Source organism: Flavobacterium sp. (assembly GCF_036759525.1).
GTDB lineage: Bacteria > Bacteroidota > Bacteroidia > Flavobacteriales > Flavobacteriaceae > Flavobacterium.
The window spans coordinates 300,180-314,926 of the sequence record NZ_DAIOUN010000003.1 but is presented as its reverse complement, the minus strand read 5'-3'; the positions used below and the strand labels follow the sequence as shown (position 1 = coordinate 314,926).

Below are 14,747 nucleotides of genomic sequence, written 5' to 3'. Positions count from 1 at the left end.
ACTGTTCACTGGATTTTAAGTCCAGCGTGTCTACCAATTCCACCACTCGAGCATTATAAGGTAGTTGAGCGAAAAACGGGATTCGAACCCGCGACCCCGACCTTGGCAAGGTCGTGCTCTACCAACTGAGCTATTTTCGCATTCAAATTTTGTAAGAGCAGCACTGCTTGTGTTGCAATGCGGATGCAAATGTACTATATTTATTTACTTTTACAAGCATTTTTTTAAAAAAAATAGCTTCAAAAAAGTAACTTTTTGAATTCTAAAAGAATAGCTTTTACTTTTTGAGCAACATTCTTTTAATTTCATTCAACTTCATAAGGGCTTCAACCGGTGTAAGCGTATTTATATCAGTCGCAAGTATTTCATCTTTTATTTCTTCCAACAAAGGATCGTCTAAATTGAAAAAACTCAATTGCATTTCATCTTTGGAAGCTTTAATTCCCATCAATTCTTCGCTAGAGTGATTTTTTTCTAATTTTTTCAAAATTTTATGTGCTTTTTGAATAACCGATTGCGGCATTCCAGCCATTTTGGCTACATGAATCCCAAAACTATGTGCGGTACCTCCTTTTATGAGTTTTCTAAGAAATAAAACATTGTCTTTTAACTCTTTAACCGAAACATTATAATTCTGAATTCTATCAAAAGTTACCTCCATCTCATTCAACTCATGGTAATGGGTTGCAAAAAGCGTTTTGGGTTGATTGGGATGTTCATGAAGATACTCGGCTATTGCCCAAGCAATAGAAATACCATCATAGGTACTGGTACCTCTACCAATCTCATCCAAAAGAACCAAACTTCTGTTGGAAATATTATTCAAGATGGAAGCGGTTTCATTCATTTCAACCATAAAAGTAGATTCTCCCATAGAAATATTATCACTAGCACCCACTCTAGTAAATATCTTGTCTATAATTCCCATTCGAACCGAATCTGCCGGCACAAAGCTTCCCATTTGAGCTAGTAGAACTATCAACGCGGTTTGTCTTAAAATAGCTGATTTACCCGACATATTGGGACCAGTTATCATAATGATTTGCTGTGAATCTCTATTCAAGAAAACATCATTAGCTATGTAGGGAACTCCCACAGGTAATTGCTTTTCTATCACAGGATGACGGCCATTCGAAATTTCTAAATCAAAAGTTTCATCCAATATGGGTCGCACATAGTTGCAATCTAATGCCAATTGAGTAAAAGAACACAAACAATCCATTTGTGCAATCAATCCGGCATTCAATTGCACGGGTTTAATATAAGTTCCAATCCACAAAACCAATTGTTCAAACAAATGGTTCTCTAATTGATGAATTTTATCTTCTGCACCTAAAATTTTTGTTTCATATTCTTTGAGTTCTTCGGTTATATAACGTTCTGCATTAACTAAAGTTTGTTTTCGAATCCACTCCGAGGGTACTTTGTCTTTGTGTGTATTGCGAACTTCAATGTAGTAACCAAAAACGTTATTGAAGGATATTTTTAAAGATGAAATACCTGTGCGTTCGGATTCTCGGGCTTCAATACCCTCTAAATATTCTTTTCCGGAGGTAGAAATAGCCCGCAATTCATCCAACTCCGGATGAATTCCTTTTGCTATGGCATTCCCTTTTGCAATAGAAACAGGAGCATCGGGATGTAAGGTTACTTTAATTTTCTCTCGCAATAAATCACAACTATGCAAACTATCTCCTATAGCTTTCAAAGATTCATTTTGGCTTTCTAAAGCAATTTGTTTTACAGGAAGTATTGCCTCCAAAGATTGACATAAGTAAACGACTTCTCGAGGTGAAATTTTACCCGTAGCAACTTTGGAAATCAAACGTTCTAAATCGGAAATCTGTTTGATTTGGTATTGAATTTTATGAAGGATTTCTTGATTTTCTTTTAAATAAGAGACCACTTCGTGTCGGGCATTGATTTTCACAGCATCTTTTAATGGCAATGCCAACCAACGTTTGAGTAATCTTGCCCCCATAGGTGAATGGGTTTTATCAATAACATCCAAAAGAGTTACTGCATTCGGATTGGAACTGTGATACAACTCTAAATTCCGAATCGTAAAACGATCCATCCAAACATAAGCATCTTCTGCAATGCGTTGAATAGATGTAATATGCTGAATCTTATTGTGCTGAGTCTCGGAGAGGTAATACAAAATGGCTCCCGATGCTACAATTCCTTCTTGCAATTCTTCAATTCCAAATCCCTTTAAAGAATTGGTTTGAAAATGTTTGGTTAAAACCTCAACCCCATAATCTTCATTGTATACCCAATCTTCCAAAAAAAACGTATGATAATCCTCCCCAAAAGCGGTACGGAATTGACTCTTGTTTTGTTTTGGAATTAAAATTTCACTCGGATTGAAATTTTGCAACAATTTATCAATATATTCTTCATTCCCTTGGGCAGTAAGGAACTCACCTGTAGAAACATCTAAAAACGAAACACCTAACTGTTTTTTTCCAAAATGAATAGCTGCTAAAAAATTATTTGTCTTGGCATGTAAAACTTCGTCATTCATTGAAACACCTGGAGTTACCAACTCGGTTACTCCTCTTTTTACAATAGTCTTGGTCATTTTGGGATCTTCTAATTGATCGCAAATGGCTACACGTAATCCGGCTTTGACCAACTTGGGCAAATAGGTGTTTAAAGAATGATGTGGAAATCCGGCTAAAGCGGTTTCTGTTTCAGAGCCCGCACCTCTCTTGGTTAATACAATGCCCAGAATTTGTGAAGCTCGAACCGCATCTTCACCGAAAGTTTCATAAAAATCACCTACTCGAAACAACAAGCAAGCATCAGGATATTTGGCTTTTATCTGATTGTATTGCTTCATCAAAGGGGTTTCCTTTGGTTCCTTTACTACATTGGTTTTGGCTGACAAGAGTTCTAATTTTGGAATTGGATTTCAAAAATACGAAATTGATACGGCAAAACACAAATTCCAAATTCCAAAATTTGTCCGCTTTTCCCTTTTCTAAAATCCAATTGCATTTGTTATTTTTGCTACATGAGAAAACTTGCCAATTCTGAACTCGGAAGAAAAAATAAAGACGAGTTTATCAATGCTGAAAAAACACCTTTAATTGTAGTTTTAGACGACATTAGAAGTTTGCACAATATTGGTTCTGTATTTAGAACTTCGGATGCCTTTTTAATTGAAAAAATATATTTATGTGGCATTACTGCTACTCCGCCTAATAAAGAAATACACAAAACTGCATTAGGGGCTACAGAAACTGTAGCGTGGGAATATTGTAAAAACATTTCAGATGTCATTGCTTTATTAAGAAATGAAAAAGTTTCCATCTGGGCTGTAGAACAAGTAGAACATTCTATTATGCTTCCCGATTTTGAAGTCAATCAAACCCAAAAATACGCTTTAATTTTCGGAAACGAGGTAAAGGGAGTTTCCGAAGATGCTATAAATCAATGTGATGGCGTAATTGAAATTCCACAATTGGGGACAAAACATTCCTTAAACATATCGGTAAGTGCCGGAATTGTAATTTGGGATATTTTTAAAAAATTGATAATTTCAAGTTAAGATGAATTCATTTTGACAGAAATATCACAACTAAATTCTATTTTTACAAGATGAATAGATTTGTAATTCTTCTTGTTTCTCTTTTTCCGTTTTGGAGTATCAATTCAGGAATTCCACTAGAGTTTTCCAATGCTTTAAAGAACACTCAAACAAAACCTTTTACGGTTATTAATGAAGCCCCAATACTTTCGGCCATAGGAAACGCGAGTTATTGCCCGGGTACTCAAGTTCGAATTGTAAATCAAATATCTATTATTGACCCGGATGACACCGGAATTGATGCCGTATACATTCAAATATCATCGGGTTATGTCTTGGGTCAAGACAATCTTACATTACTGGGAAATCACCCCACCCTCATTAGTAGCTGGGATGCAACTACAGGAAAACTTACGCTTACAGGATCAAGTGGTCAACCCACCTATGTTGCTTTGATAAATGCGATACAAAATATCGTTTTTTCGAACTCATCACCTAACCCAACCGGCAATCGTACATTTTCTATTACGGTTGGTCAGGCTAATTTTTTACCATCAAACGGTCATTATTACCAATATGTTCCTGCTTTAGGAATAACTTGGCAAAATGCAAAAATAGCTGCCGAAAACAGCACTTATTATGGTTTACAAGGCTATTTAGCTACTATTACAGCAGACGACGAAGCTCAACTTTCCGGAGAGCAAGCCTCGGGTGCCGGATGGATTGGGGGTAGTGATGAAGAAACGGAAGGTGTTTGGAAATGGATGACAGGACCAGAAGCCGGAACGGTTTTTTGGAATGGAGGTGCCAATGGAACAACTCCAAATTATGCCAAATGGAACACGAATGAACCCAATAATCTCGGAAATGAAGACTATGCCCACATTACTGCACCCGGCGTTGGTATTCCGGGATCTTGGAATGATTTGTCCAATACCGGAGATGCCAGTGGTAACTACCAACCTAAAGGTTATATTGTAGAATACGGGGGTATGCCAGGTGATCCGGTTTTACAAATAGCTACCAGTACAACCTTAACTATTCCAACTATAACCCAAGCAGTTGGGGCCTCAAGATGTGGTTCTGGCAGTGTAACTTTGACAGCTAATTCTACATCTGGGGTTGTAAAATGGTATACTCAATCTTCCGGAGGGACTCCTATTGCTACTGGAAATTCATTTGATACCCCAATTCTAGATCAAAATACAACCTATTATGTTGATGCTTTTGAAATAGGCTGTTTTAGTGGTCAAAGAACACCAATTACGGCTACCATTACTGCCATACCGGAAATTACTACAAATACTTCCGTATCGGTTTGTGGAACAAACTCAGTTACTTTATCCGCCTCGAGTACTTCTGGAACGATTCAATGGTTTTCTCATCCAACAGAGGAAAACATATTGGCAACAGGAACAAACTTTACAACACCAATTCTTACCCAAAATACCACCTTTTATGTATCGGCTACAACGAATGGTTGTAGTGTATCCCCCAGAATACCGATAAATATCAATTATTACGATTTACCAGAAATTGAAGATGAAACCATTATTACATGTTTAGGTTCAACCTCTGTACTTGATGCCGGGGTTAACAATGCAACCTATCTATGGTCTACCGGAGAAACTACCCGTACTATTGAGGTCAATTCCGGAAACAACTATACGGTTACTGTATCGCTTTTAAACCCCGGGAACTGTTCTAAAACCAAAACCTTCACTCTTACGCAATACGAATCTCCGGAAATAACTGCCATACAAATAAACGGCAATACAGTACAAATTTTTGCTGTTGGAAACGGCATGTATGAATATTCTATAGATGGATTTTATTTTCAAGATAGCCCTGTTTTTCAATTAATTGAAGGCGGGTTGTACACTGTTATAGTTCAGGAAAAAAACAATTGTGGCCTTACTACTCAAGATTTCAAGTTGGTTTTAGTTCCTGCCTTTTTTTCGCCCAATAATGATGGACACAATGATCGTTTTGAACCCAAAGGTTTATCGCTTTTTCCGGGTGCATCATTATCTATTTTCAATCGGTATGGAAAACTAATTAAAGTATTAACTCCAAACGACATAAGTTGGGACGGCAGATTGAATGGTAAAAACGTACCTGCCGATGATTATTGGTATACTTTAAAAATAAGCGATGGTACACCCGTACAAAAAGGGCACTTTTCGTTGGTACGTTAGCCTAGTTTGGTTTGAATTTGATTTAGAATATAAATATAATCTTCTTGATTTTCTACAAAGTCTTTATCCGAAACATCAATAATTAATACATTCAAATGGGTTTGGGTTTTGATGTAATCTAAATACCCTTGATTGATTTTTTCCAAATATTCAGCCGGAATTTGTTGCTCATAAGCTCTTCCTCTGTTTTTAATATTTTCTAATAATTGTGTTGTATTTTGGTATAAATAAACGTACAAATCCGGTTTGGGCATTTCCTTGTAAATGATATCAAACATGGTTTTGTACAAACGGTATTCATCTTCATGAAGCGTTACTTTAGCAAAAATTAGCGATTTAAATATGTGATAATCTGCCACAATAAAATCTTTAAACAAATCAAACTGAGCCAAATCATCTGTTAATTGTTGGTATCTATCAGCCAAAAATGACATTTCTAACGGAAAAGCATATCGGTTTTGATCTTCATAAAATTTGGGTAAGAAAGGATTGTCTGCAAAGCGTTCCAAAACCAATTTGGCATTAAAATCTTCAGAAATTTTAGTAGATAAAGTAGTTTTTCCGGCACCAATATTTCCTTCAATAGCAATATAGTTAAACTTTTGAAGCGGAATTGAACCCAAAGGAGAATCTAACTTGGCTACTTTTTTTATAGCACTTTTATCTTCGGTTATTTGAACCAATTCCGGTAGGTATTTTTGTAAAATCGGATGACGCCAATCTAAATTCAAATCTCGCATCGGGATTAAAACAAATCGTCTCTTATCCATGTGAGGATGAGGCACACTCAATTGTTCTGTCTGGATGATTTCTTCATTAAAAGTAATAACATCAATATCAATAATTCTGTTCTCGTAAGAATTTGATTCTTTTCGAACTCTTCCCATCTGTTTTTCAATCTCTAACACCTTTTGTAAAACAAAATGAGAATCTTTATTGGTATGAATTACCACAGCACAGTTGTAGAATGAATGCCCATCAAAACCCCATGATGAACTCTCATACACATCGGAAACCGTAACCACAGTGGCTATATTTTCGTGAATCAAACGAACAGCTAATCGTATGTTTTCCAGACGATTTTCTTCGTTACTACCTATTGATAAAACAACTTGATTTTGCGTACTCATAGAATGACAAAATAACTAAAACTATTTTAGAAATAACCTATATTTGCACGTTGTGTTGATAAGTTTCCGGATTTGAAAAAACCAAAATCTGAAATTGTAACATAATCTAATGAAAGTCTACTAATTAGATATAATAATAAAAAATTGTAAAAATGAAATTTTTAGGAAATGTATTGGCTACACTAATTGGACTATTTGTCTTTTTTATGTTGCTTTTTTTCGGGTTAATGATATTTGGTGCAATTGCAGGAAGCGGATCGGATACCGTAAAAGTAGAATCCAATTCTGTAATTGAATTAAACTTGGACAATATTACACTGGATTACACCGGAAAATATACCGACCCTTGGGTAACCCTCTTCTCAAATGAAGCTCCAATAGGCTTTACAGATGTTCTTAACGCCCTTGATGCCGCAAAAAGTGATTCAAAAATTAAAGGGGTAACTTTAGTGAACAGTTCAAATTCACTGGGTTTAGCTCAATCAAAAGCATTAAGAGACAAATTGGTTGAATTTAAAAAATCAGGAAAATTTGTGGTTTCTTATGCCAACTATTTTACGCAAAGAGAATATTACATCAACTCTGTAGCCGACACCATTTATGTAAATCCGGTAGGAGAAATAGACTTCAAAGGTCTAGCCTCAGAGGTTATGTTTTTTAAAGACATTCAAGAGAAAACCGGTATCAAAATGGAAGTCATTCGACATGGAAAATACAAAAGTGCAGTAGAACCTTTTCTTTCCAGTGAAATGAGTCCCGAAAATAGAGAGCAAATATTAGCTTTGCTTAATTCGGCTTGGGAAACCATTGCAAAAGACATCTCTGAAAGCAGAAAAATCCCTCTAGATTCAGTAAATCAAATAGCACACAATTTATCGGCACGTACACCCGAAATGGCTTTGAACAAAAAATTGGTAGATAAAATTGGCTATGAAGACGAATTTCATGCAGGTATTAAAAAAGCACTTCAGGTTGAAAAAGATGACGATTACAACAAAATTAGCATTTCAGATTATGCCCGAAACCAATCTTTAAGTCTTTCAGGCGGTAGTTCTAAAAATAAAATTGCAATTATTTACGCTCAAGGAGAAATTTTAGGAGGCAAGGGAGACGTAAATGTAATTGGCGAAGGAGCTATGCGTAACGCTTTACAAGAAGCTCGAACCAATGACAAAATTAAAGCAGTTGTACTTCGTATTGATAGTCCGGGAGGAAGTGCACTTACTTCAGAACTGATTTGGAGAGAAATTGAACTTACCAAAAAAACCAAACCGGTTGTAGTCTCTATGGGCAATTTGGCCGCTTCTGGAGGTTATTATATAGCATGTAACGCCTCTAAAATTATAGCCGAACCCAGCACGATTACGGGATCTATTGGTGTTTTTGGAGTATTACCCAACATGACTGAATTCAGCAAAAAGATTGGAATAAATACATCTCAAGTTAAAACCCATGATAATGCAATGGGATATAGTCCGTTTCAACCCATTGACGAAAAATTCAAATCTGTTACAACAGAAAGTGTAGAAAAAATATACACAACTTTTGTAAATCGTGTAGCTAGTGGTAGAAAAATGACTTATGAACAAGTAGATGCAATAGCTCAAGGCAGAATTTGGACAGGAACAGAAGCTTTAAAAATAGGTTTGGTAGACCAATTAGGAAGCTTAGATACGGCTATAGCCGAAGCTGCAAAATTGGCCAAACTAAAAGAATTTAAAACCGAAAACTTCCCGGAATTTGACAAAACCTTAATGGAATTTTTAAACGATCAAAACGGAATTCCCTTTGCTCGCTCAAAAGAAAGAATGCTTAAAGATGAGTTGGGAGAAGAAAACTATCAAACTTTACAACAATTAAAAAGAGCAACCTCCCGAACCGGGATTCAAATGTTGTTGCCCTTTGAAATTCGAATACAATAACTCTACACAGAAATAAATAATTGGCCCTTAGGGGCCATTTTTTTTAAACTTTGTTTTTTTGTTAACAAAAAACAAAACCTAAATTTGATTATTTTTGATAAAAAAACATTGGAAACAAAAGAAAAGCTATTGGCTTATAAAATCTATTTTACACTAGGAGCCCTTTTTATAGCTTCTTTAGTTGTATCTAACTTAATTTTTCAAAAATTTTTTTATTGGGATTTTTTCGGTTTGTACCGATTTGAAATTTCGGTGGGTATTCTTCCTTATCCCATCACTTTTTTAATTACCGATATAATTTCTGAAGTATACGGAAAGAAAAAAGCCAATCAAGTAGTAACCACCGGTATTTTTGCTTCGGTTTTTTCATTAGCTATCATTTATGTAGCCAACGCCGTTCCCGCTATAGAAAAATCTCCGGTAAACGACCCTCTATTTAGCTTAGTATTTGGTCAAACGGCACTGGCTGTTTTGGCATCCATGATAGCCTATTTGGCTGCTCAATACATAGATATTCAAATCTTTCATTTTTGGAAAAAAGTAACCCATGGAAAAAAGTTATGGTTACGTAACAATTTTTCAACTTTTACCTCTCAATTTGTTGACACTTTTTCGGTATTGTTTTTGCTGTGTAGTTTTGATATATTAAGTTGGGATTTATTCGGCCCACTGCTATTGAGTGGGTTCCTATTTAAAGTTTTAATTGCTTTATTGGATACCCCTTTGCTTTATTTGGCCGTTTTTTATTTTCAAAAAAGATTTCACTTAAAAAGAGGAGAAGAACTCCAATTGGATTAGTATAACCCATTCAAATTATATTCATTTAAAAAAAAGCAGTATGTTAAAAAAAGTTTTAAAAGTAACCGGTATCTCCCTTGCCATTGTATTCATCGTACTATTGGTTTCTCCTTTTTTATTTAAAAACAAGATTAAAGAATTGGTTTTAAAATCGATAAACGAAAAAATTGATGCCACTGTCGCTTTTGATGACATTCAATTAAGTTTTATTAGAAACTTCCCCAAGGCCAATGTAACCCTTGAACATTTGAGTGTAATTAACAAAGCTCCTTTTGAAGGCGACACCTTGTTTTACGCCGGAGAATTGCAATTAAAAATGTCAATTAAAGAACTTTTTAAAGACGAAAAAGAGCCTTTAATTTTGGAATCGTTTTACAGCAAAGACGGTCAAGTTTCCGTTCTTTTTAATGCCGATGGTGTTAACAATTTTGACATTGCATTAAAAGAAGACAAGGATTCCAAAGACGAAGAAAGCAAACCTTTTGCTTTGCATATCCAAAACTATGAAATTGAAAACTGGAAGTTTTTGTATGCAGATGAAAGTTCAAAAATGAAATTGCAAATCTCAGATTTAAACCATAAAGGCAGTGGTGACTTTGCCGCTTCAAAGTTAGACTTGAATACTTTTACTACAGCCAATCTTAGTTTTGAAATGGACCAAGTAAATTACATGAACCAAGTGGCTTTAAAACTGGATGCCGTATTGGGAATTGATTTGGAAAATAGCAAATATGAATTTAAAGACAACAAAGCGTTAATTAATCAATTACCTCTGGAATTTAAGGGTTTTATTCAATTGGTTGAAAGCGGACAAATGTATGATTTGTCATTTTTTACACCCACTTCATCATTCAAAAATTTTTTAGGATTGATTCCCTCTGCTTACAAAGGCGACTTAGATAAAATTCAAACAACCGGAGATTTTAAAGTAAATGGTTTTGCCAAAGGAATTTTATCCGAAAAAACAATTCCTTCTTTTGATATCAAAATTGCTTCAAACAATGCCTCATTTAAATTTCCGGATCTTCCCAAAACGGTTAAACAAATCAAAATAGACACCCAAATTAAAAACGAAACCGGACTTGTGGAAGATACTTTTGTAAATTTAGATTTGCTTTCGTTTCAAATTGATCAAGACGTATTTTGGGCCAAAGCCAATATTAAAAACCTAACTATCAACCCATTAATAGACGCAGCTTTAAAAGGAACTATAAATTTAGGGAACTTAACACAAGCTTATCCTATTGCCTTAGATAAGCCCTTATCTGGTATATTGAAAGCAGATGTTCAAACTAAATTTGACATGCAAACCGTTGAAAAAGAACAATACCAAAACATTCAAAACTCGGGTTCAGTTCAACTCACAGGTTTTAAATATACCGATGATAATGGAAAAGGCATGGATATTCAAATGGCTCAAGTACAATTTAATCCAAGCCAATTAAATTTACAAAAATTTGAAGCAAAAACCGGAAAAAGCGACTTAAATGTTACGGGAGTTTTAGATAATTTTTATGGCTATCTCTTTAAAAATCAAAATTTAAAAGGAAGCTTTACAATGAATTCAAATGTAATAGCAGTTTCTGATTTTATGACTACTGAAGAAGCCGGAAAAACAACTGAAAAACCCACAGAGGCATTAAAAATTCCTGCTTTTTTAGATTGCAGCATTACCGCAAAAGCTCAAACTGTTTTTTATGACAATTTAACTTTGAAAGACGTTTCGGGTAAACTTATAGTAAAAGATGAAAGAATCACCTTGGAAAATGTAAAAACTTCCATTTTTGGTGGTCAAATTGGGTTAAACGGAATGGTCTCTACGAAAGAAAAAGTTCCAAATTTCTCAATGGACTTAGCCTTGAACTCAGTTTCAATTGCTGAAACATTTACTCAATTGGATTTAATGAAAAATATTGCTCCAATTGCCAACATTATTAACGGTAAATTAAACTCAACAATCAAATTATCCGGTAATTTAGATGCCAAAGAACTTACCCCGGATTTAAAATCCGTTTCGGGCGATTTGATGGGACAACTTCTATCAACTACCGTTAATGCTTCAAATTCTACCTTATTGAATGCCTTAGATTCTCAATTTAATTTTATCGATTTAAAAAAACTTAATCTTAACGATTTGAAAACGAAACTTTCGTTTAAAGACGGAAGGGTAAATGTAACTCCCTTTGATATTTCTTATCAAGATGTCAAAATTACAATAGGTGGAACCCATGGATTTGACCAAACTCTAAATTACAATTTAAAATTAGATGTCCCTGCAAAATATTTAGGTCCCGAAGTAACAAATCTTCTTTCCAGATTAAGCCCTGCAGATGCTGCTAAAATTGAAAACATTCCGGTTAATGCTGTTTTGGGAGGTAATTTTGGAAGTCCTAAAATTTCTACCGACATGAAACAAGCTACGACTCAATTAGCCAATCAGCTTATTCAACAACAAAAACAAAGACTGGTTAATCAAGGCACATCGGCACTTGGTAATTTATTAAACTCGAATACCAAACCCGGCGATACAGCCCAAACCACTACACCGGCAACAAAAGAAGAAACCAAAGCTAAAGCCGAAGAAGCCGTTAAAAATAAAGTTAAAGAAGGACTGAATAGTTTATTGAAAAAGAAAAATTAAAACTAAAAAACCCCAACAATTGTTGGGGTTTTCCTTTTGCTATTATTAATTCTAATCAACAAGTAAGCAAACAGATAATTTTATTTCGTCTTTAACTTTAACCATTCCGCCCATTTTCTTGGGAGGCGTTAAATCGAATTCATTAAAAAAAATTACGACATCTCCTTTTAATTTGTTTTTATCCAATTTTAAAGTCAGATTCTTGTAGGTTTTTTGTTTTCCAACCAATTCCATGCTTAAATCACAGTATACTTGGTTTTCCTTTTTTTTAAAATTGAGTAATTCGATTTTAATTTCCGGGTATTCTTTAGCTTTCAATGTTTTTCTGAAATCGTGATTCAGCATAAAATTGCCACAACCAAATTGTTTAACCGGAATGGTATGTGCTATTTTTGAATTGTTTTTTTTATTAAAAAACAGCGTGTCTTTGGCTTTCAAGTCATAGTTACATTCAAAACCTCCAATTGATGTAGTACCTTGCACAGTAAACTGTTTTGTACTGACCAACAAATAATCTTCGGATGATGAAAACAGCAGTCCTGTTGCAAATAATATCAAGCCAAAAACACGCATTTTATAACTAGTTTAGAAAGAAATCACAGCTTCAAAAACAAATCCGTTGAATTTACCATCGTGAAGGATATTATTGGCATTATATCCGTCATATTTTTGGTTCACATATTCAATTTTGGCTAATATGTTTTTGGTCATAAACCAACCTCCACCAAAATTGAATCGAGTTACATCTACATCTTCACCGGCTCTGGTTTCTCCGGTAACATTGTTGTATCTACCCCCTACATAAAGGTTTTCATTTTTTCCAAAACGATACAGTAATTCGGCACCAATTTGTGTAAAATCTCTTGTATCTGTTTCAGCTGTAGCTTTACCGGAAGTTTTTTCAACCAATCCAAAGAATTCTATTCCTTTATAACGAATAAATGGGTTAATCATTATAGCAGTTAATTCATTTGTAAATCCAGGAACAATTAAACCAGAAGAATAATTATCTTTTGATGTTGCTGTTGTATTTTCCATTACAAAATAGTATCTAGAACCGGCTCTATCACCACCATATAAATACGTTCTTTGAGAATGAGCTGTATGGTAAAGAGATCCTGTTAATCTAAAACGGAAATCATCGTTAATTTGTTTGTCATAACCTAATTTCAACATCGTAGATGGACTTGTTTTACCGGGATTGTTTGCTCCTTGGTTTAACTTTCCATTAGTTGCACCCACCATGGCCAACCAACCGTTTCTTTGGTAGTATACCTCAGCACCTACCTCGGTAGTAAATGCATCCATGATATAATTTCCAACAAACGGATTGTATAAAGCTAATGCATTGTCTGATCTTCTAAAGTGTGCATCACCATAGTTGTTTTCCATGTGACCAATTTTGATAGTCATATATTTCATAGTCTCGGCAAGGAATCCTTGACGGATAAAGTTTAATTTATCAATTTGGATGTAACCGCCTTTTACATAGGGCTCTGGGTGGTGACGAGAAGAAAGATACGTACGTAAGTGAAGGTTAACACCGTCATACAATTCAACATCTAAATCTAAGTTGGCTGTTGCCAAGTTGAAATTGTTTCCAATTGCAATTAACTCAGTTGTATTCACATTATTAACCAAAACCGGAGTAGCATTGTTTTCATGATCTAAAGCTTGGTATTGTAAAGCAAAGGCTCCTCCAACTTTAACGCGTACGTCTTTAAAAGTTGTTGCTGTGTCTTTAGGCGGCTCAAACATGTTGAGTCCATTCTTGTCATACGGTCTCCAGTTTGGAAGTTGTTGAGCTTGTCCTATAGTGATTGCCCCAATTAAGGCAATTGCACTGATTAAAATTGATTTCATAATGATTTGTAAATTAAGAGGTTTTTGTTATATTTATTTAAAGGTTATTTGAATGCTACGTTAAATACAAATGTTACATCGTCACCGGTTTTTACTGTACCCATTAATGCGGTTGGGGGTTTGATGCCAAAATCGGTAAGTTTGCATTTGTAACTTCCGTCAAAAGTGGTAACTCCGGCTACAGTTTTTGCGAGAACTTTAAATACTGCTGGTTTAGATACTCCTGCTATTGTAAAGGTCCCGGTAAAAGTCCATTCGCCTTCTTTTACAAGTACTGCCGATTTAAGTTCAAATTTTACGGTTTTAAATTGATCGGTTTTTAAAGCTTTGTAGGCATTTTTATCCATACCGCTTTTTCCGCTTTTTAAACTTTCTGCTTGCATTTCTACAGTAATACTTTTGATAGCCTTTAATTCTGTATTGGCTACTTCTAAAACGGCTTTACCTGAAGCGGCTGAAGAAACCATTTCCCAATCATGCAAAGATGAAGTTCCTGTTATTTTAAGTTTGGAATTGGGTTGAACGGTATAATTAGTTTGGGATTGTGCTCCTAGAGATAAAAAGAATAAACTTACAACTAAAAGGAGGTTTGGGGTAATACGACTGAGTTTCATACTAATTTAGTTTTTAAATTATGGTACAAATCTCGGTCGATTTAAC

Annotated in this window: 10 protein-coding genes and 1 tRNA gene; 5 read left to right on the top strand and 6 right to left on the bottom strand. The window is 34.9% G+C overall.

The features are described from left to right. Positions 1–67: 67 nt before the first annotated feature. Positions 68–140, bottom strand: a tRNA-Gly gene (locus V7M80_RS04545). A gap of 137 nt (positions 141–277) precedes the next feature. Beyond that, positions 278–2,845: a DNA mismatch repair protein MutS gene (mutS, locus tag V7M80_RS04540; protein WP_333694352.1), complete on the bottom strand. Its 2,568-nt coding sequence runs from the start codon at positions 2,843–2,845 to the stop codon at positions 278–280. Between the two features lie 174 nt (positions 2,846–3,019). On the opposite strand from mutS, the gene V7M80_RS04535 reads away from it, so the two are divergent. After that, on the top strand, positions 3,020–3,556 hold the full coding sequence (locus tag V7M80_RS04535; RefSeq protein ID WP_333694337.1) for an RNA methyltransferase: 537 nt from the start codon (positions 3,020–3,022) through the stop codon (positions 3,554–3,556). A 50-nt stretch (positions 3,557–3,606) separates the two neighbouring features. Next, positions 3,607–5,733 (top strand): Ig-like domain-containing protein, encoded by a 2,127-nt coding sequence (locus V7M80_RS04530; RefSeq protein WP_333694336.1) that lies wholly within the window; start codon positions 3,607–3,609, stop codon positions 5,731–5,733. Here the strand turns inward: V7M80_RS04530 and folK are convergent. Then, positions 5,730–6,863: a 2-amino-4-hydroxy-6-hydroxymethyldihydropteridine diphosphokinase gene (folK, locus tag V7M80_RS04525; RefSeq protein ID WP_333694335.1), complete on the bottom strand. Its 1,134-nt coding sequence runs from the start codon at positions 6,861–6,863 to the stop codon at positions 5,730–5,732. The two genes, V7M80_RS04530 and folK, sit on opposite strands and share 4 nt — an antisense overlap. Before the next feature lie 152 nt (positions 6,864–7,015). On the opposite strand from folK, the gene sppA reads away from it, so the two are divergent. From sppA to V7M80_RS04510, 3 genes are all read left to right on the top strand, one after another. Continuing rightward, positions 7,016–8,785, top strand: coding sequence for a signal peptide peptidase SppA (sppA, locus tag V7M80_RS04520; RefSeq protein WP_333694334.1), 1,770 nt, complete (start codon positions 7,016–7,018; stop codon positions 8,783–8,785). A gap of 108 nt (positions 8,786–8,893) precedes the next feature. Beyond that, entirely contained in the window at positions 8,894–9,583 is a 690-nt protein-coding gene (locus V7M80_RS04515) for a queuosine precursor transporter (protein WP_333694333.1), read from the top strand. A gap of 40 nt (positions 9,584–9,623) precedes the next feature. Beyond that, on the top strand, positions 9,624–12,224 hold the full coding sequence (locus tag V7M80_RS04510; RefSeq protein ID WP_333694331.1) for an AsmA-like C-terminal region-containing protein: 2,601 nt from the start codon (positions 9,624–9,626) through the stop codon (positions 12,222–12,224). A gap of 51 nt (positions 12,225–12,275) precedes the next feature. Here the strand turns inward: V7M80_RS04510 and V7M80_RS04505 are convergent, their stop codons facing one another. Genes V7M80_RS04505 through V7M80_RS04495 form a run of 3 tightly spaced genes read right to left on the bottom strand, consistent with a single transcriptional unit; the run spans position 12,276 to position 14,701 of the window. Continuing rightward, positions 12,276–12,797 carry a hypothetical protein gene (locus V7M80_RS04505; protein ID WP_333694330.1) on the bottom strand — a complete coding sequence of 174 codons (522 nt, stop codon included), beginning with the start codon at positions 12,795–12,797 and terminating at the stop codon, positions 12,276–12,278. A gap of 12 nt (positions 12,798–12,809) precedes the next feature. After that, entirely contained in the window at positions 12,810–14,087 is a 1,278-nt protein-coding gene (locus tag V7M80_RS04500) for a porin (RefSeq protein WP_333694328.1), read from the bottom strand. A gap of 44 nt (positions 14,088–14,131) precedes the next feature. After that, positions 14,132–14,701: a YceI family protein gene (locus V7M80_RS04495; RefSeq protein ID WP_333694327.1), complete on the bottom strand. Its 570-nt coding sequence runs from the start codon at positions 14,699–14,701 to the stop codon at positions 14,132–14,134. Between the last annotated feature and the right edge of the window lie 46 nt (positions 14,702–14,747).

Bases quoted from the DNA above. Each gene is read 5' to 3' on its own strand.
- mutS (WP_333694352.1), bottom strand. From the start codon at position 2,845: ATGAAGCAATACAATCAGATAAAAGCCAAATATCCTGATGCTTGCTTG.
- V7M80_RS04500 (WP_333694328.1), bottom strand. From the start codon at position 14,087: ATGAAATCAATTTTAATCAGTGCAATTGCCTTAATTGGGGCAATCACT.
- V7M80_RS04510 (WP_333694331.1), top strand. From the start codon at position 9,624: ATGTTAAAAAAAGTTTTAAAAGTAACCGGTATCTCCCTTGCCATTGTA.
- V7M80_RS04495 (WP_333694327.1), bottom strand. From the start codon at position 14,701: ATGAAACTCAGTCGTATTACCCCAAACCTCCTTTTAGTTGTAAGTTTA.
- sppA (WP_333694334.1), top strand. From the start codon at position 7,016: ATGAAATTTTTAGGAAATGTATTGGCTACACTAATTGGACTATTTGTC.
- V7M80_RS04530 (WP_333694336.1), top strand. From the start codon at position 3,607: ATGAATAGATTTGTAATTCTTCTTGTTTCTCTTTTTCCGTTTTGGAGT.
- V7M80_RS04535 (WP_333694337.1), top strand. From the start codon at position 3,020: ATGAGAAAACTTGCCAATTCTGAACTCGGAAGAAAAAATAAAGACGAG.
- folK (WP_333694335.1), bottom strand. From the start codon at position 6,863: ATGAGTACGCAAAATCAAGTTGTTTTATCAATAGGTAGTAACGAAGAA.
- V7M80_RS04505 (WP_333694330.1), bottom strand. From the start codon at position 12,797: ATGCGTGTTTTTGGCTTGATATTATTTGCAACAGGACTGCTGTTTTCA.